The sequence below is a fragment of the Pseudomonas sp. NPDC099000 genome, from assembly GCF_044759925.1.
GTDB lineage: Bacteria > Pseudomonadota > Gammaproteobacteria > Pseudomonadales > Pseudomonadaceae > Aquipseudomonas.
Window position 1 is genome coordinate 1 of the sequence record NZ_JBIWAF010000042.1, and the last position, 16,794, is coordinate 16,794.

Below are 16,794 nucleotides of genomic sequence, written 5' to 3' on the forward strand. Positions count from 1 at the left end.
GGAATAGGATTTTCGCATCATCATGCACACCTCAGATTTGGGCGCCATCATAGCGCCCTATTGATGTGTCCAAATTCATTAGGCCAGATCAGGCTGCTCGCGATTGCGGTGGGTCATCCAGAATAGATGTCGAATGACACACCGCAATCGCGAGCAGGCTCACTCCTACAGGGGGAACCATTACCCACTCAGGCCGCGCGCTCGTCTCCGGGATTGCGCTCGAAGTAACGCTTGTACTCACGGCTGAACTGCGACGTGCTCTGATACCCCACCCGATGCGCCACCTGCGCCACGCCCAAGCCCTCGGCGAGCAACAACTGCTGCGCCTTGAGCAATCGAAGACGCTTCAAATACTGCACCGGCGACAACAAGGTGCTGCGCTTGAAATGCTCATGAAACGTCGACGCACTCATGTTCGCGCAACTGGCCAGGGTTTCCACATTCAACGGCTCGGTGAAATGCCCGTGCAGATGGTTGAGCGAAGCTGCAATCCGCGCGAATTGCCCCTGCTGTTCCACCAGTGCGCGCAACACATCGGCTTGCGGACCGCGCAACGCGACGAACAACAACTCACGCAAACGCGCCTGCCCCATGATCTGGCATTCCAGCGGATCGTGCAGGCAACGCAACAGCCGCTCCACGCAACCGCGCATCGCATCGTCGAGCACCGCCGACGTCATGGATTCGAGTGTTTGCGCAGGAACCGTGCGCCCCGGCACCAACCCCATGGCCAACACCAACTCGCCGAGCAGCACCCGATCAATGGCAATGGAAACTCCGAGCATCGGCCCGTCCGGCGCTGAAAACGTCTCGCACTCAAACGGCACCGGCAATGCCTGGATCAGATAATGCCCGGCGCCGTACTCAAGCGTACGCGGCCCCAGATACGCCAGTTTGCTGCCTTGGGCGATGATCACCAGGCTCGGCTCATAAATCTGCGGACCACGTGCCACATCGCAACTGGCCCGCAAAACCTGCACACCCGGCAACGCCGTAGCGGCGAAACCATCGCGAGTGGTCAGGGGCTCAATCAGCGAAACCAGCGTGGCATTGGCATCGAGATGACGGGTCAACAACATGGGGAGTTCTTCACAGAAAAAGTCGTGGAAAAAGGGATGAAAGCATCATCGCAGGTCTGATGGCCAATGCGACCTATTGAAGGCTGATGCCGGAGGATTAGGCATGACACCCGGAGGAATCGCCATGGCCGGTGACAGATACGGCGCCCAGAATGCCCCACCTCACCTGTCACTGTTTTTGCGAGGTTCATCATGTACACCGCCATCGGATACGCCGCCCAGTCGGCCACCACTCCCCTCGCCCCCGTGAAATTCGAACGTCGCAGCCCTCGGGCCGACGACGTGGCAATCGATATTCTTTACTGCGGCGTCTGCCATTCCGACATCCATCAGGCACGCAACGAGTGGGGCATTGCCGTTTACCCACTGATGCCCGGCCACGAGATCGTAGGCAAAGTTACCGCCATCGGTGCGAATGTCACCCAGCACAAAGTCGGCGATCTGGTCGGCGTTGGCTGCATGGTTGATTCCTGCCGCAGCTGCGAAGCTTGCCAGTCGAACCTCGAGCAGTACTGCCTCGAAGGTCCGACCATGACCTACGCCACCCCGGACCGCGTCGATGGCAGCAACACCATGGGCGGCTATTCCGACAGCATCGTGGTCAGCGAACATTTCGTGGTGCACATTCCCGAGAAACTCGACCTGGCCAGCGCTGCGCCGATCCTGTGTGCTGGCATCACCACCTACTCGCCGCTCAAGCACTACGGCGTGAAGGCCGGCGACAAGGTCGGGATTCTCGGCATGGGCGGCCTCGGCCACATGGGCATCAAGTTCGCCAAGGCGATGGGCGCCGAAGTCACGCTGTTCACCCGCTCGGCGAGCAAGGCTGAAGAAGGTCGTCGCCAGGGTGCGGACCACGTGATCGTCTCCACGGATGCCGAACAGATGAAGGCTGCAGCGGGCCATTTCGACTTCCTGCTGGACACCATTCCAGTGCAGCACGACCTCAATCCCTACCTCGACACCCTGCGTTTCGATGGCGTGCACATTCTGGTCGGGCTGATCGAACCGGTCGATCCACCAGTCCACGCCGGCAAACTGGTGATGAGCCGTCGCGTGTTGGCCGGCTCGCTGATCGGCGGCATTGCCGAAACCCAGGAAGTGCTGGATTTCTGCGCCGAGCACAACATCACTTGCGACATCGAAATGCTCGACATCCGCCAGATCAACGAGGCTTACGCCCGCATGATCGCCGGTGATGTGAAGTATCGCTTCGTCATCGACATGGCGACGCTGAAAGTCTAATCAAACCTTCGCGCCAAGCTCCGCCGACAGCCGGGCTGTGACCCCTTTGATCAGGGGAATCAGCTCGGCCATTTTTTCCAGCGGCATGTACGGCACGGTGCTGGCGATGCTGATGCCGGCGACGATGCGCTTGCTGGCATCGCGGATCGGTGCTGCCACACAGCGGATCGACGGCTCGTTGTCTTCCAGGTCGAAGGCGTAACCGCCGGCCACGTACTCGATCATGCGCTGCTGAAACTGCTCCCAGGACTGCTCCGGGTGCAGCGGCCAAAACTGATTTTTCCCACCTGCTGGCAGGCTGACTTCGTACAGCCGTTGCCATTCTTTCTGCGAGTCATCCAGCATCAACGCCTTACCGATCCCGGTGCGCGCCAACGGCATGCGATGGCCGACCCGCGAACGCATTTCCGGGCCATTGCGCCCCGGATTCTTGTGCAGGTACAACACCTCGTCGCCTTCACGAATCGCCAGGTGAATGGTGTCGCCGGTCAACGCCGACAACTCATCCAGATACGGCCCGGCCAGGGTCACCAGGGGCAACTCTTCACGCGCCTGGAAACCCAGTTCGATCAGCTTCGGCCCCAACAGATAACCGACTTGCGGCACCACACGCAGATAACGCTCGTCCACCAGGCAACTGGCCAGACGATGAGTGGTGCTGCGCGTGGTGCCGATCAGCCGGGCGATTTCCTTGAGATCGCGGGCGCCACTGGCCACGGCCTGAACCACACCCAGACCACGAAGCAGTGTCTGGGTGCCGGTCGGTGCGGCGTCCTTGGCGATTTTTGGGGCGTCTTCCTGCATATCCAGCCTTTACCGTTGAGCGAGTGAACGGGTGGCATTATGGTCGCCCGCATGCCGCAACTACAACTTGATACGCTCGACTTTGCCGACCAGCAAGATGTAGGAAAGCGCGCCGATCAACGCCAGAACCGAGATATAGGTGATCGCCGGGGCAAACGAATCACCGGTGGCGAGGAAACCGATGACGATCGGCGTGGTAATCGCCGACAGGTTGCCAATGAAGTTGAACACCCCACCGGTCAATCCGAGCAACCGCGCCGGAGCGAGCGTTGACACCAGCGACCAGGTGATCGAAGCCAGCCCGTTACCGAAGAACGCCAACGCGAGAAAGGCAATGACCAGCGGTGTCGACTCGACGAAGTTGGCGCCGATGATCGAGGTGGAAATCAGCAGGCCGCCAATGATCGGCAACTTGCGGGCGAAACCCACGGTGTAGCCGCGGCGGATCAGGAAATCGGAGAAGAACCCGGAACACAGCACGCCGATGAAAGCGGCGAGAAACGGCAGCGACGCCAACAGGCCGGACTTGATGAAGTCCATGCCACGGTACTTCACCAGGTAGGTCGGGAACCACGTCAGGAAAAACCACAACGTCGAGTTGAGGCAGAACTGACCGAGGTAGATGCCCCACAACTTGCGCTTGGTCAGCACGATGCCGAGGTCGATCCAGCTGAATTTGGCTTTGACCTTGGCTTGTTCAGCCTGGATATCCACCAGCCCGCCACCTTCGCGAATCAGCTCGATTTCGGCGTCATTGGCGCCTTTGAAATCCCGTGGCTCGCGATACACCGCGTACCAGATGACCGCCCAGAGAATGCCCACCGCACCGGTACTGACAAACACCATGTGCCAGCCATATTGATGCTGCAGCCAGGCCAACACCGGCGTCAGGAACGCCAGACCGACGAACTGCCCGGAGGTATAGAAACCGATGGCCGTGGCGCGTTCGCGCTCGGGGAACCAGGTGGTGACCACCCGGCTGTTGATCGGATACGCCGGCGCTTCCAGTGCACCGACTGCCATGCGCAATACGAACAGTGCGATGAAGCTGGCAGCGAAGCCGAGCATGACGGTGGCGATCGACCATAGCAGCAGCGCGACGCTGTAGAGAATGCGCGGAGGAACCCGATCCACCAGCCAGCCACCGGGGATTTGCATGGCGGCGTAGGTCCAGCCGAATGCCGAGAAAATCAGCCCGACGTGGATCGGGTCGATGCCCAGTTCGCTGGTCAGCGCCGGGGCGGCGATAGACAGGTTGCTGCGGTCCAGGTAGTTGATCACCACGGTGATGAACAGCAACACCATGATGAAAAAACGCTTGCGGCTGGGTGCCACCAACGACGCCTGCCCGGTAAGGGTTTGCGGTTGCATGGGGAATGCCTCTTCTTATGTTTATTGAGGTCGTGAAAACTTGCGCAGAACCCTGTGGGAGCGGGCTTGCCCGCGATGGCGGCAGCACATTCGGCATTGACGTTACTGACAGGACGCTATCGCGGGCAAGCCCGCTCCCACAGGGACTTGTAGTGAGTCAGAGGTCGATCACCACTCAGCAAAACTGCCATCGGCATGGCGCCAGATCGGGTTGCGCCAGCGGTGGCCGACAGCCGCGCGTTCGATCACGTATTCCTCGTTGATCTCGATGCCCAAGCCCGGGCCGTTCGGGATCTTCACGAAGCCTTTGTCGTAGTCGAACACTCGCGGATCTTTCACGTAATCGAGCAGGTCGTTGCTCTCGTTGTAATGGATGCCCAGGCTCTGCTCCTGGATGAACGCGTTGTAGCAAACCGCGTCCAGTTGCAGGCACGCCGCCAGGGCAATCGGGCCCAACGGGCAATGCAGCGCCAGCGCCACGTCATAGGCTTCGGCCATGTTGGCGATCTTGCGGGTTTCGGTGATGCCGCCGGCGTGGGACGCGTCCGGCTGGATGATGTCGACGTAACCTTCGCTCAGCACGCGCTTGAAATCCCAGCGCGAAAACAAACGCTCGCCAAGGGCAATCGGGGTGCTGGTCAGCGGCGCCAGTTCCTTCAGCGCTTCGTAGTTTTCGCTGAGCACCGGTTCTTCGATGAACATCAGTTTGTACGGGTCGAGTTCCTTCATCAGCACCTTGGCCATGGGTTTGTGCACCCGGCCATGGAAGTCCACACCGATGCCGACGTTCGGGCCCACCGCATCACGCACAGCGGCAACGTTGGCCAGGGCCAGGTCGACTTTCTCGAAGGAATCGAGGAATTGCAACTCTTCGGTGCCGTTCATTTTCACCGCAGTGAAACCACGCTCGACCGCTTCTTTCGCCGCACGAGCGGTGTCCGCCGGGCGGTCGCCGCCAATCCACGAATACACGCGAATCTTGTCGCGCACTTGGCCACCGAGCAGGTCGCTGACTGACACACCCAAGGCCTTGCCCTTGATGTCCCACAACGCCTGATCGATACCGGCCAGCGCGCTCATGTGGATCGCGCCGCCCCGGTAGAAGCCGCCGCGGTACAGCACGGTCCAGATGTCTTCGATGTTGCGTGGGTCTTTGCCGATCAGGTAGTCGGACAATTCTTCAACGGCAGCCGCCACGGTGTGCGCGCGGCCTTCGACCACGGGCTCGCCCCAGCCGGTCACGCCTTCGTCGGTTTCGACCTTGAGGAAGCACCAGCGTGGCGGAACGATGAAGGTGGTGAGTTTGGTGATTTTCATCTTTTTGTCTCTCTTATAGATGCAGCGCTCGCAGCGCCAAAAAGTCTTAGCGAAGGGCTTTCCAGGCAGCCACGTAGGCCTTGGCGTTCACCGCCACTTCCTCAGGCGTCATGCCCGGTTTGAACAACCCGGAACCCAGTCCGAAGCCTTTGACGCCAGCGTCGATAAACACCTGCATGTTGTCCGGTGTAATACCGCCGACCGGCGCCAGAATCGTTCCCGCAGGCAGCACCGCGAGCCAGGCTTTGACGACTGCCGGCCCCATCTGCTCGGCCGGGAACATCTTCAGCACGTCCGCCCCTTCGGCCAATGCGGCGAAGGCTTCGGTCGGCGTGGCAACGCCCGGCGACAGAAACAGCCCAGCCGCCTTCGCTGCGCGCAACACTTTGGGATCGCTGTGCGGCATGACGATCACCTGACCGCCCGCCGCTTTCACTTGCTCGACCTGTTCCGGCGTCAGCACCGTACCGGCGCCGATCAGGCATTCGGCGGGCAAGGTACTGCGCAGGATGCGGATGCTTTCATAAGGTTCGGGGGAATTGAGCGGCACCTCGATGACGCGAAATCCGGCGGCGTAAAGGACTTCGCCGATGGCGGCCGCTTCCTGCGGGCGCAGGCCACGCAGGATCGCGATCAGACCGTTTTTCGCCAGTGCTTGCTTAAGCATGTCAGACCTCCAGTCAGGTTTAACGGGGTGGGTGTGCGGCGATCAGTCCGGCGGCGACCGCCAACTGCCACAACCCGCGTTCGGTGGCTTGTTCGGCCAGGGTCACACGGGCAAAACCGCAGGCGTCGAGGGCCCGGCTGTAGCGGGCACAGAGTTGGGAATTACCAATGAGGATGATCGACGGCAGATGAACGCTATTGCGTCGGCGCCGCTGAACGTTCGCCAGCGCTGACAGCTCATGGCCGATCAGCAGGCCGGACAAGTAATCGGGTTGCGCGGTCGCGCTGAGTTCACCCGTCAACCCGAGGCTGCGGGCACTGAACAATGTCGACAGTGGTCCGATCTCGCCCTCCGCCGACAACGCCACTTGCACACCCCGATCAAACGCCTGGCCATCGAAGGACGCGCCCTTTTGCTGGGTGCGCCCGAGAATGCTGTGTTCGCTGAGCACGGCGAAGATCTCGCCGGTCATGAAGGTGTCGAAATGCACGATGCAACCGCCGGCCACTTCCACCCATTTCGAATGGCTGCCCGGCAGGCCAATCAACAGATCACGGCCCTGGTCGATCGGCAGATTCTGCAAGACACCGAGTACTTGGGTTTCTTCGCCGCGCATCACGTTCGGCAAGCGCGAACGCTGAATCACGCCCGGCACGATGTGCACATCGACACCACGAAGACTGCGAATGGTTTGTAGGGAAGTTCCGAGATTGGCGACGTTCGCCGGCGTGTCGCAGTAGGCCGCCTCGCGCCAGCCCTGTGCACTGCCGACCATGCCGCAGGCAATCACCGGCAAATCCGGCTGCGCGTCGAGCCAGTCACCGCACGCCTCGTCGAAGGCCAGTTCAAAACCGTCGGCACATGCCTCGCCGTTGATGATTCGCGGCGTCCGGGGCAGTTGCATGATCCCGGACGACAGCGAACGCTGTTCCAGCACCTGGCCACCCGCGGCGAGTTTGTAAGCACGTAATGAGGTCGTCCCCCAATCGAGCGCGATCAATTGCGCCAGCATCGCTTCACCTGTTTTGTTTATTGGCAGTGAGTGAGCTGGACTATAAACCCGGATGCGCAGAAATCTCAATATATAAATATCACTCCCATATATTGGGATCTACGCAAAAAAAATATCGCAGCCTCCGATGACGTCTGCATATCGAGGCAGGCGCTGCCGATGGCTGCGATATTTAACAGGCCTTGCTGGAGATCAGTTGCCCTCGGCAAACTCGCGCAACACCGCCCCATCCATCCGATACCGCACCCACTCTTCCTGCGGCTGCGCACCCAGCGACTTATAAAACTCGATCGCCGGTTTGTTCCAGTCCAGCACACTCCACTCGAAGCGTCCGCAGTCATTGGCGCAGGCGATTTTCGCCAGGTGGCGCAGCAAGGTTTTACCGGCACCGCCGCCGCGCTGGTCGGGGGTGATGTAGAGGTCTTCGAGGTACAGGCAGTTGCTGCCGAGCCAGGTGGAATAGCTGAAGAAGAACACCGCGAAGCCGATCGGTAGGCCGTCGCGCAGGCAGATCAGGCCGTGGGCGGTGGCGCCTTCGCTGAACAGGCTGCGTTCGATGTCGGCGACGCTGGCGATGACTTCGTGGCGGGCACGTTCATAGTCGGCCAGTTCAGTGATGAACCCGAGTATTTGCAGTGCATCGCTGGGGGTCGCCGGGCGGATCTCGATCGTCATGGACGGGCCTTTGTCGAAAGTTGAAAACGCCATACTAAGTCGGCGCTCGCCACATGGGAAATCTTACGGCGGGTGGCTTTTGTGGCGAGGGGGTTTGCCCCCGTTGGACTGCGCAGCAGTCCTGATATCCTCAACGCTGACTATCTGGAAGATTACGATGACCTTGCTGGGGTTGCTGCGCAACCAAACGGGGGCAAGCCCCCTCGCCACAAAAGCTCCCTCGCCACATAAGCGCGTTCACTTAACAGGATGTTTATGACCATTGATGCTTTTGCGCCGCTGCAAATCCTCGCTGCGCAGCTACTCCCCCATGCGCTGGAACCCTCGGAAGACGGCGCCCACGATTTGTCCCATCTGCAACGGGTGTGGCACAACGTGCGCACGCTTCATGCTGATGAAGGTGGCGAGCTTGAAGTGTTGATGGCGGCGGTGCTTTTGCATGATTGCGTAGCGGTGGAGAAGAACTCGCCGTTGCGCTCGCAGGCTTCACGCCTGGCCGCCGAAAAGGCGTCTGCCGTGTTGGCAAACATGGATTGGCCAAGCACAAGAATCAGTGCGGTCGCCCACGCCATTGAAGCCCACAGTTTTTCCGCCAACATCACCCCAACCTCGCTCGAAGCGAAGATCATGCAGGACGCCGACCGTCTCGACTCCCTCGGCATGCTCGGCGTCGCGCGCACGTTTTACATTGCCGGGCGCATGGGCAGCGCATTGTACGACCCGCAAGACCCGGAAGCGAAAGCGCGGGACTACGATGACAAACGCTTTTGCCTCGATCACTTCCAGACCAAGCTGCTGCACCTGGCGGACGGTTTCCAGACGATCAGCGGCCAACGCCTCGCGCGCATCAGGCATGAGCGCTTGAAGGGTTTTATGGAGCTATTCAAGGAAGAAATCGGCATCCCCTGAGCGCATTACTCCGGCCGGCGCTAACCCTGGCATCGATAACCTCGGACCTAACAATGTCGATGTGCATGGTAGATAGAGGGATTGCGCCTTTATCGGGTCAAGGAACCGCGTTATGTCTACCGCACCGCTCCACGTCTCAAGCAGATTGTTTGGCCTGTTTTGCCTCGCCAGTTACTTGCTGTCGCTGTCCTACGGCTCGACGTTTTTGTTGTCGCTGTTGATCGGCTCACGGGGCGGCAACGAACACGATGCCGGCAGTGTGATTTCGGCGGCGATGCTCAGCACGTTTGCGGCGGTGATTGTCTCCGGGCACCTGTCCGATCTGCTCGGCGCGGCGCGTTCGATTGCGCTGTTTGGCGTGTTGTTGGTGGCAGCCAGCCTGGGCTTCGCGTTGACACCGGGCTTCGGCCATCTGTTGCTGTTTTTCGGACTGTTGCTGGGACTGGGTTGGGGCGTGTTTTACACCTTGGGGCCGATTATCGTTGCGAGCCTGGTCACGCCCGCCCAACGCGCAAAGTATTTCGCCCTGCTGTCGGGCAGCATGATGACCGGGATCGGCAGCGGTCCGCTGTTGGGCCGCGCGGCCAGTGCCCTCGGTTATCCCGTCACCGCTGCCTTTTACCTCGCCGCGTTGGCCAGCCTGATGGGTGTGTTGCTGTTTTGGCGGCTGCATTCACAGCTGAAAAAAACGCCCTCGCCTACCGCCGCTGTCGCACGCATTTCCTGGCGTGCGACGACTCAGGTGCTGTCGTCCAGGGCAGTGTTCCCGATCATCATGGTCGGCCTCGGCGGGTGCGTATTCGGTGGCCTGTCGAGCTTTCAAACCAGTTACGCAGCGTCTCGGTCGCTGGACTACTCGCTGTTCTTTTTCGGCTTCATGGGCGCGGCGATCAGCAGCCGGATGTTGATCGCCGGTGTCGTGGTCAAGCGCGACCCGTTGCGGGCGTCTTGCCTGCTGTCGGGCGTGATGATGGGGTCGATTGTGCTGTTCGGCTTCGTGGTCGACAGCGAATTCAGCTACGTGTTGGCGGCGATGATGCTCGGGGTCGGTTACGGGCTGACGTACTCGGTGATCAATGGTCTGGCGGCGAACGAAGCACCGCACGGCACCACTTCGCAATCGTTGTTGCTGTTCAGCCTGTCGTACTTCATCGGTGTGTTCGGCTTTCCGTTGCTGGCCGGGAAGATCATCGTCGAACACGGGATGACGACACTTCTACTCACAGTTCTCGCCGTAGGGCTGTTGAACTGGCTGATCACCGTGGGCCGCTTGATCTGGCGCCGGGTCGTCAGCGCCAAATCGCTTCAGCAGGCCTGAACCGTTCGTCGCTCATCAGGCACCAATCCAAATCGGGGGCGGACCAATATCAGGTAAGGACTCTAATAGAATGGAGACGACACCATGATCACGTCCCGCTTGACTGCCCTCGCTCTCGCCACGCTGTTGTCCTCTGCCGCTTTCGCGGCGACCACCGCCACCGGTACCGGCCCGACCAACCCGGCCGAAGGTCAAAAAAACCCGACGACCCAAGGCTCTCCCGGCATGAACACCAATGGCACGGGCGTCGACAGCAGCGTGCCTGCATCCACGGGCACCGACCCACGGACTCAGGGCAACGATGCGGGCCGTCAAGGCGGAATGAACCTGCCGGACACGCAGACACCGGATAACGCCGGCGCCGGCATGGGCTCGAAAACCACCACCGGTGGCTCGGGTTCCGAAGGCGGCGCCAGCCAATAGTTCGCCCATGCGAGTTGCACCTATCCACATCCATGAAGAGGTACCCATGAACGTCGATAAAAACCTTGAGAAAGAAGTCCTGACCCGTCTGTTGCACGCCCATCCAGGTGGCTTGGGCAAGGAGGTCCTGGACAATTACCGGGGGGAGAAAGTCGTGGCCAGCACCCTCGCCACGCTGCAGGATCGCGGGCTAATTCAGCACGGGCATGTGACCTGCAACGAGGCCGGCGAACACTCGCTGCAACTGCCGATCAAACTCAGCGCGGCTGGGGTTGAGGCGGCGCGAAAGCTGGACGTTTAGCAAGATGAATCAGGTCGCAGTCGTGCGTGGCTGCGACCGTTTGACCGACTCTACAAGCAGCAGGAGAAATCCCTTCAGAATCTCCAGTGATTTTTCTGGCCCCTTCGCGGGCAAGCCTCGCTCCTACAGGGGATTTGCGAACAACACAAATCCCCTGTAGGAGCGAGGCTTGCCCGCGAAGACGTCAGTCTCAGACACTAAATGTCTTCCTGATCAACTCATCCACTTCGGCAGTACCCGGCGAAGTCGCCGGCCCCCACCGAGTGACCGCCAACGCCGCAGCCGCATTCGCCCGCCGCGCCGCCTCACCCGCCGACAACCCTTGCGCCAATCCGGCCAGAAACACCCCGGCATGGGCATCGCCGGCACCATTGCTGTCCACCGCTTCTACCTTGAAACCGGGCACATGCTGACGGTCACCGCGCTGACTGATCCAGCACCCTTGCGGCCCATCGCGGACCACCATCAACACCTCGGCTGGCAGATGAGCGGTTAGCCTGTCCAGCGCCTCGGTGATGTCCGACGCCCCGGTAAACCGTAGCGCTTCGACACTGTTGCTGGTCCACACATCAATGCGCGGCAATAACATCTGCATCAACGGCGCATCCGGCGAATCCACCAACGGGCCAGGATCGAACACCACGTTGACCGCGTTCGGCAAACCCAGCACCCAGTCCACCAGCGCCTGGGCCTTGCCGGTATGCAGCAGGCTGTAGCCGCTGACGTAAACGTAGTCACCCGCATCGGCCGGCACGTTCGCCAGGTCCTCGGCCGTCAATTCGCCCTCGGCGCCGATGTAGGAAATGAAACTGCGTTCGGCCGACGCATCGGTCACCGCAACGCACAGCCCCGTGTCCCGTTCAGCCTTGTGCGCGATGCCGATCCGGATGCCTTCCGTCTTCATCGCCTCACGGGCCAGGTCGCCGAAACGACCGGTGCCATGACGACCGAGGTAGACCACAGGCAAACCGTTCCGCTGGGCGGCGGCCATCACGTTAAACCCTCCGCCGGCTTCGAAACTGGCGGACTGCGCCAGCACGTCACCGCCCGGTTGAGGCAATTTATCCACGGCCATGACCAGGTCGATGATGACCTGGCCGGTGTGCAGCAATCTAGGCATGAGCGTTCTCAGTCATTGCGGCACGACGATCCCTGGCCCCACCGAGTACAAAATAAATTCCGCCGGCCACCAGGAACGTCACGATCCAGCCGAGGCCGTTATGGCCCAGCCAAGAGTCGGACAGGAAACCGCGGAACCAGACGTTTTGTTCGGTGGTGCCAATGGTGGTGAAGCTGAAACCCAGCACGATCGCCAGCGCCCACGCACCAAACGCGCGCCATTCGATGCCGCCGTTGTACCAGTAGGCGCTGCTCGGGCTGACGTCCAGCAGGTCTTTGGGGCTGTAGTAGTGACGATGGATCAAGTCAACGACGAAGATCCCGACCCACGCCGTGATCGGCACTGCCAGCAACGAAATGAAGGTAATGAACGGGCCATAGAAACTGTCGGCGATCAGCATGAAGTAGATCGAACCGGCAAAGATCGCGACGATGTCGACCACCACGGCGTACACGCGCTTGACCTTGAGGCCGAGGGTCAGCGTGGTCAGACCGGCGGAATAAACCGACAGGTTGTTCGACAGCAGCAAGCCGCCGAACGCGGTGATCAGGTACGGCACGGCCATCCAGGTCGGCAGCATGTCGCGGATCGCGATGATCGGGTCAGTGGCCGAGGCCAGGTCATTATTGCCCACCGACAGCAGGCCGCCGAGGGTGATCAGCAGCACCAGCGGAATCCCCGCACCGAAGGCCGCCGACGCCACCAGGCGCACGGCTTTGACGCTGCGGTGCTGGTAGCGCGACATGTCGGCGCCGGCGTTGGCCCAGCCGATCCCGGTGCCGGCAGCCATGGTGCCGACGCCGATGATCATCGCGCTCAGCGGCGCAGGCGTGGCGTTGAACACCGCGCTCCAGTCGATGGTGGCGCAAAGGAAGCCGCCGACCAGAATGTTCAGCGCACCGAACACGTAAGTGGCCCACTTCTGGATCACCAGCAACGTGGCGTGACCGAGGCCAGACACCGATAAGGTCAGCAGCACGAAAATTGCGATGAAGATCAGGGTCAACACCGGCGCGCTTTTGGCTTCCACCGGCGAACCGAACAGTATCGAGCACAGCGACAGCAACACGAAGGCGGCGGTGGTGGTGTTGACGGTTTCCCAGCCCAGCCGCGACATCAGCGAGACCAGGGTCGGGCCGATGTTGCCGCGCACACCGAAGATGGCGCGCGACAGTGTCAGGCTCGGCGCCCGACCACGGCGACCGGCGATGGAGATGATCCCGACCACCGCGAAAGAACCCGCGGCGCCGAGGATCGCGACGATGATCGCCTGCCAGATCGCCAACCCGCGAAACGCCACCAGCGTGGCACCCAGCGGCAGGCCGAGGATGGAAATGTTGGCCGCGAACCAGACCCAGAACAGTTGCAGCGGATGACCGTTGCACTCCGCTTCCGGCACCGGTTCGATGCCTCGGGTTTCCAGTTGCCCGGCGCTTTGCCCGGTGTTCGATGAACTCATGAAAAATGCTCCTGTTGCCTTTGTTGTGGTTGTGGGCAATGACGGAAGACGAAACTGCATCCCGGCGATCCTGGCCGTATTCGTGCTTTCCATTGCGGGGTTATCAATTCAAATAGGCGGCGCGCCTATCGCGAGCAAGCTCGCTCCCACAGGTACCGCAGGGTTTGCACTATCCCTGTGGGAGCGGGCTTGCCCGCGATGGCGTCAGTACGATCAACGCAAAGCCAAAAGCCCTTTTACCAAAGGCTCCAGCTCCAGATCATTAACAGTCTTGACCTGCTCGATCATCGCCGCCGGCCAACTGCCAAGACCCAGACAGGCCCCAAGCATCGCGCCGAGAATCGCAGCGATGGTATCGGTGTCACCGCCCAGGCTCGCGGCCATGCACAGCGCTTCGAAGGCGTTCATTTCACCGACGGCCACTTGTTGGGCCAGGGCAAAAGAGACCACCACCGATTCCTGCGAAGCCACCGACGTGCCAATCACGTCGTACAGCAGATCCGCCAGCAACGCTTGGTCACTATCGACGCTGATGGTCCGTGCCCAACTGATGCGCGAGGCAATCCGTCCGCCCGCCACCCAGTGGCCGTGGCTTTCAGCTTGCTGAGCGATTTGCTGGCCGAGGTTCAAGGCCTCGCCCAAATCCATGCCGTTGATGCCGGCCGAAACCACCGCCGCCACCGCCGCCGCACTGGAAATCCCCAGCGTGGTGTTGTGGGTGACCTGGCAGGCTTGTACGACGGCCCTGATAAAACGTTCAGGGTGGGCGACATCCGCGGCGATGCCCACCGGCGTGATGCGCATCGCCGCGCCATTGGTGGTGCCGTAGCGACCTGCCTCTTCCGGCGAGTGGCCGGCGAGGATCATCTCGATTGCGCGTTTGGTCGAAGGCCCGAGCAAGTCTTGCGAGCCCTTGGCCTGCATCCCGGCTTCCCATTCGATCAGCCGTTGAGCGAGCACAGCCGGTTCGATCCAGCCCTCACCGTCCACCAACAATTGACCGACCAGAATGGCCTGTTCGGTGTCGTCGGTGATCGAGCCCTTGGGCATGTTGGCGGCAATCGGTTGATCGGGGCCGGCGTCTTGCAGATCGGTGATCGCACCGAAGCGCGCCTTGATCTCGGCACGGCCCAAGGATTGCGTCGGCATGCCCAGCGCATCGCCCAGAGCGAGTCCGTAGAACGCGCCGAGCGCACGGTCGAGCGCGGTCATTTGGATTCTCCAAACTGCAGGTGCAGGCGAAAGTGCACTGGGTCGAGCAGGCTTTCGACCTGTTCCATGAAACGGTTTTGCCGGTCGTAGGTGGTGCGCAAGGCTTTGAGGAATACCGTGCCGACCGGGCGACCGAGCAACTCGGCGTCTTCGGCGTTCAAGGGTTCTGCGCCAATCCATTGATCGCCGCGTTCGCCGATGTAGCCGTAGGCAGCCAGGGTGATGGTCAGGGAATTGTCGATCAGGCCGACACGCGGCAGGCTTTCCAGGCCTCCGGTGGCGGGCATCAATGAGCGTTCGAGAGAAACCAGCTTGCCGTCGGTGGAGCGGCGGCGCCGGTCGAGGGTGATGAACTGGTCAGTGCCCAAGCGTGACAGCAGATCAGGCCGCGTGACGGCCTCCAGCCGCAGCACTTCGGTATTGATCAGCGCCCCGCTGTCGGCCAGCGCTTGCGCCCAGCCACTGCGTTGATCGAGCACCACACCGTCGAAGGTGACGATGGAGCCCACGCCGCTTTGGGTCGCGATGTAGTTGCGTCGTTTCAACTCGGCCAGGGCCTCGCGCAGCGTGCCGCGGCTGACTTTGAATTCTTGAGCCAACTGATGCTCGCCCGGCAACAGAAAGCCGTCCTCCATGAGGCCACTTTCGATGCGCCGGATGAGTTCGTCGACCACCCGTTGTTTCTTGTCAAATCGTACCTGTCTAATCATGTACAAAGTGATAACCGAAACGGGCTGGGGCGGGCAAGGATTATTTAAGGGAGGTGACGGGAGGTGTGGGTATCAATGATCGTTCCCACGCTCTGCGTGGGAATGCAGCCCGGGACGCTCCGCGTCCCTGCCGAAGCGGACGCGGAGCGTCCATTGAGGCATTCCCACGCAGAGCGTGGGAACGATCAACAGCGCAAATCTCAGCGTTGTTTGAGGCGGTCAATCACGACGGCCAACAGCAGGATCGAACCCCGAATCACGTACTGGTAGAAGGTATCAATGTTCTTCAGGTTCATCGCATTCTCGATAATCGCCAGAATCAACACCCCGGCAATCACATGCCGGATCATGCCGATCCCGCCGCTCAGCGACACCCCGCCCAGTACGCACGCCGAGATCACCGTCAGCTCGAAACCCTGGCCGATCATCGGCTGCCCGGAGGTCATGCGCGACGCCAGAATCACTCCGGCCAACGCGCCAATCACACCGTGCACGGCAAAGATGATGATCTTGGTCCGGTCAACGTTCACCCCGGCCAGCAATGCCGCTTCCTGGTTACCGCCGATAGCCATCGTGTTGCGCCCGTAGGTGGTGTAATTCAGCAGCCAGCCAAAAAACAGGAAGCACACGATGGTGATCAGGATCGGCACCGGCACGCCAAACAACTGGCCGTTACCGAAGACGAAGAACGACTCCTGCGACACGCCGACCGCTTTGCCGTTGGCGAAAATGTAAGCCAGGCCACGAACAATCTGCATGGTCGCCAGGGTGGTAATCAACGCGTTCACCCGAAGCTTGGCGATCACGATGCCGTTGATCAGGCCGACAATCAGCCCCATCACCAGCGCCGCACTCACGCCGAGAAAAACACTGTCGGTGTCGCGCATCACCACCGCCGCGACCACGCCGGCACAGGCAATCACCGAACCCACCGACAAATCGAAGTGCCCGGACGCCAGGCAATACAGCATGGTGCAAGCCGCAATTCCGGTCGTCGAAATCGCCAGACCCAGACCGCGCATGTTCAGTGGCGACAGGAAGTTGTCGATCAGCAGCGTACACAGCACGAAGATCCCGACGGCCGCCATCAGCATTACCCAGTCATCGAGAAAGCGCCGCAGGTCCAGAGGTTTGCGCGCAGTGGGCAGAGCGTTGTTTTGGATGGTCATAGT

Annotated in this window: 17 protein-coding genes; 5 read left to right on the top strand and 12 right to left on the bottom strand. The window is 61.0% G+C overall.

Annotated features, from left to right (window positions below):
- Positions 1-188: 188 nt before the first annotated feature.
- Positions 189-1,079 (bottom strand): AraC family transcriptional regulator, encoded by an 891-nt coding sequence (locus ACIQV9_RS27445; RefSeq protein WP_109633793.1) that lies wholly within the window; start codon positions 1,077-1,079, stop codon positions 189-191.
- A gap of 192 nt (positions 1,080-1,271) precedes the next feature.
- Between ACIQV9_RS27445 and ACIQV9_RS27450 the strand changes: the two genes are divergently transcribed.
- The gene (locus tag ACIQV9_RS27450; protein WP_403108092.1) at positions 1,272-2,324 is read left to right on the top strand and encodes an NAD(P)-dependent alcohol dehydrogenase; all 1,053 of its coding nucleotides are present in this window, start codon (positions 1,272-1,274) and stop codon (positions 2,322-2,324) included.
- Here the strand turns inward: ACIQV9_RS27450 and ACIQV9_RS27455 are convergent, their stop codons facing one another.
- From ACIQV9_RS27455 to ACIQV9_RS27480, 6 genes are all read right to left on the bottom strand, one after another.
- Positions 2,325-3,128: an IclR family transcriptional regulator gene (locus ACIQV9_RS27455; protein ID WP_403108095.1), complete on the bottom strand. Its 804-nt coding sequence runs from the start codon at positions 3,126-3,128 to the stop codon at positions 2,325-2,327.
- Positions 3,129-3,188: 60 nt separating this feature from the next.
- Positions 3,189-4,499 (bottom strand): MFS transporter, encoded by a 1,311-nt coding sequence (locus tag ACIQV9_RS27460; RefSeq protein ID WP_403108097.1) that lies wholly within the window; start codon positions 4,497-4,499, stop codon positions 3,189-3,191.
- Positions 4,500-4,667: 168 nt separating this feature from the next.
- The gene (dgoD, locus tag ACIQV9_RS27465; RefSeq protein WP_008152275.1) at positions 4,668-5,816 is read right to left on the bottom strand and encodes a galactonate dehydratase; all 1,149 of its coding nucleotides are present in this window, start codon (positions 5,814-5,816) and stop codon (positions 4,668-4,670) included.
- Positions 5,817-5,862: 46 nt separating this feature from the next.
- Entirely contained in the window at positions 5,863-6,483 is a 621-nt protein-coding gene (locus ACIQV9_RS27470; RefSeq protein ID WP_403108099.1) for a 2-dehydro-3-deoxy-6-phosphogalactonate aldolase, read from the bottom strand.
- A 19-nt stretch (positions 6,484-6,502) separates the two neighbouring features.
- Positions 6,503-7,495 (bottom strand): 2-dehydro-3-deoxygalactonokinase, encoded by a 993-nt coding sequence (locus ACIQV9_RS27475; RefSeq protein WP_403108102.1) that lies wholly within the window; start codon positions 7,493-7,495, stop codon positions 6,503-6,505.
- Between the two features lie 192 nt (positions 7,496-7,687).
- Positions 7,688-8,170: a GNAT family N-acetyltransferase gene (locus ACIQV9_RS27480; protein WP_403108105.1), complete on the bottom strand. Its 483-nt coding sequence runs from the start codon at positions 8,168-8,170 to the stop codon at positions 7,688-7,690.
- 255 nt (positions 8,171-8,425) lie between these two features.
- On the opposite strand from ACIQV9_RS27480, the gene ACIQV9_RS27485 reads away from it, so the two are divergent.
- The 4 genes from ACIQV9_RS27485 to ACIQV9_RS27500 all read left to right on the top strand — a co-directional run bounded on the left by ACIQV9_RS27485 (position 8,426) and on the right by ACIQV9_RS27500 (position 11,121).
- On the top strand, positions 8,426-9,079 hold the full coding sequence (locus tag ACIQV9_RS27485) for an HD domain-containing protein (RefSeq protein WP_403108108.1): 654 nt from the start codon (positions 8,426-8,428) through the stop codon (positions 9,077-9,079).
- Between the two features lie 112 nt (positions 9,080-9,191).
- Positions 9,192-10,397, top strand: a complete 1,206-nt coding sequence (locus ACIQV9_RS27490; RefSeq protein WP_403108111.1) for an MFS transporter — start codon at positions 9,192-9,194, stop codon at positions 10,395-10,397.
- An 84-nt stretch (positions 10,398-10,481) separates the two neighbouring features.
- Entirely contained in the window at positions 10,482-10,820 is a 339-nt protein-coding gene (locus tag ACIQV9_RS27495; protein ID WP_403108114.1) for a hypothetical protein, read from the top strand.
- A gap of 46 nt (positions 10,821-10,866) precedes the next feature.
- Positions 10,867-11,121, top strand: coding sequence for a hypothetical protein (locus ACIQV9_RS27500; RefSeq protein WP_403108116.1), 255 nt, complete (start codon positions 10,867-10,869; stop codon positions 11,119-11,121).
- A 190-nt stretch (positions 11,122-11,311) separates the two neighbouring features.
- Here the strand turns inward: ACIQV9_RS27500 and ACIQV9_RS27505 are convergent, their stop codons facing one another.
- The 5 genes from ACIQV9_RS27505 to araH all read right to left on the bottom strand — a co-directional run bounded on the left by ACIQV9_RS27505 (position 11,312) and on the right by araH (position 16,791).
- Positions 11,312-12,241, bottom strand: a complete 930-nt coding sequence (locus tag ACIQV9_RS27505; RefSeq protein ID WP_403108119.1) for a PfkB family carbohydrate kinase — start codon at positions 12,239-12,241, stop codon at positions 11,312-11,314.
- Entirely contained in the window at positions 12,234-13,700 is a 1,467-nt protein-coding gene (locus ACIQV9_RS27510; protein WP_403108121.1) for a purine-cytosine permease family protein, read from the bottom strand. Before ACIQV9_RS27510 ends, ACIQV9_RS27505 begins: the two co-directional genes overlap by 8 nt.
- A 213-nt stretch (positions 13,701-13,913) precedes the next feature.
- Complete coding sequence (locus ACIQV9_RS27515; RefSeq protein ID WP_403108124.1) at positions 13,914-14,912, bottom strand: ADP-ribosylglycohydrolase family protein; 999 nt, start codon at positions 14,910-14,912, stop codon at positions 13,914-13,916.
- Positions 14,909-15,622 carry a GntR family transcriptional regulator gene (locus tag ACIQV9_RS27520; RefSeq protein WP_403108126.1) on the bottom strand — a complete coding sequence of 238 codons (714 nt, stop codon included), beginning with the start codon at positions 15,620-15,622 and terminating at the stop codon, positions 14,909-14,911. The genes ACIQV9_RS27515 and ACIQV9_RS27520 overlap by 4 nt, the downstream gene beginning before the upstream one ends.
- A 200-nt stretch (positions 15,623-15,822) precedes the next feature.
- Positions 15,823-16,791: an L-arabinose ABC transporter permease AraH gene (araH, locus tag ACIQV9_RS27525; RefSeq protein WP_403108129.1), complete on the bottom strand. Its 969-nt coding sequence runs from the start codon at positions 16,789-16,791 to the stop codon at positions 15,823-15,825.
- Positions 16,792-16,794: the final 3 nt, after the last annotated feature.

Excerpts from the sequence above, each read along its gene's own strand:
- araH (WP_403108129.1), bottom strand. The coding sequence starts at position 16,791 with ATGACCATCCAAAACAACGCTCTGCCCACTGCGCGCAAACCTCTGGAC.
- ACIQV9_RS27475 (WP_403108102.1), bottom strand. The coding sequence starts at position 7,495 with ATGCTGGCGCAATTGATCGCGCTCGATTGGGGGACGACCTCATTACGT.
- ACIQV9_RS27480 (WP_403108105.1), bottom strand. The coding sequence starts at position 8,170 with ATGACGATCGAGATCCGCCCGGCGACCCCCAGCGATGCACTGCAAATA.
- ACIQV9_RS27490 (WP_403108111.1), top strand. The coding sequence starts at position 9,192 with ATGTCTACCGCACCGCTCCACGTCTCAAGCAGATTGTTTGGCCTGTTT.
- ACIQV9_RS27485 (WP_403108108.1), top strand. The coding sequence starts at position 8,426 with ATGACCATTGATGCTTTTGCGCCGCTGCAAATCCTCGCTGCGCAGCTA.
- ACIQV9_RS27510 (WP_403108121.1), bottom strand. The coding sequence starts at position 13,700 with ATGAGTTCATCGAACACCGGGCAAAGCGCCGGGCAACTGGAAACCCGA.
- ACIQV9_RS27460 (WP_403108097.1), bottom strand. The coding sequence starts at position 4,499 with ATGCAACCGCAAACCCTTACCGGGCAGGCGTCGTTGGTGGCACCCAGC.
- ACIQV9_RS27520 (WP_403108126.1), bottom strand. The coding sequence starts at position 15,622 with ATGATTAGACAGGTACGATTTGACAAGAAACAACGGGTGGTCGACGAA.
- ACIQV9_RS27515 (WP_403108124.1), bottom strand. The coding sequence starts at position 14,912 with ATGACCGCGCTCGACCGTGCGCTCGGCGCGTTCTACGGACTCGCTCTG.
- dgoD (WP_008152275.1), bottom strand. The coding sequence starts at position 5,816 with ATGAAAATCACCAAACTCACCACCTTCATCGTTCCGCCACGCTGGTGC.
- ACIQV9_RS27450 (WP_403108092.1), top strand. The coding sequence starts at position 1,272 with ATGTACACCGCCATCGGATACGCCGCCCAGTCGGCCACCACTCCCCTC.
- ACIQV9_RS27445 (WP_109633793.1), bottom strand. The coding sequence starts at position 1,079 with ATGTTGTTGACCCGTCATCTCGATGCCAATGCCACGCTGGTTTCGCTG.
- ACIQV9_RS27455 (WP_403108095.1), bottom strand. The coding sequence starts at position 3,128 with ATGCAGGAAGACGCCCCAAAAATCGCCAAGGACGCCGCACCGACCGGC.
- ACIQV9_RS27500 (WP_403108116.1), top strand. The coding sequence starts at position 10,867 with ATGAACGTCGATAAAAACCTTGAGAAAGAAGTCCTGACCCGTCTGTTG.
- ACIQV9_RS27505 (WP_403108119.1), bottom strand. The coding sequence starts at position 12,241 with ATGCCTAGATTGCTGCACACCGGCCAGGTCATCATCGACCTGGTCATG.
- ACIQV9_RS27495 (WP_403108114.1), top strand. The coding sequence starts at position 10,482 with ATGATCACGTCCCGCTTGACTGCCCTCGCTCTCGCCACGCTGTTGTCC.
- ACIQV9_RS27470 (WP_403108099.1), bottom strand. The coding sequence starts at position 6,483 with ATGCTTAAGCAAGCACTGGCGAAAAACGGTCTGATCGCGATCCTGCGT.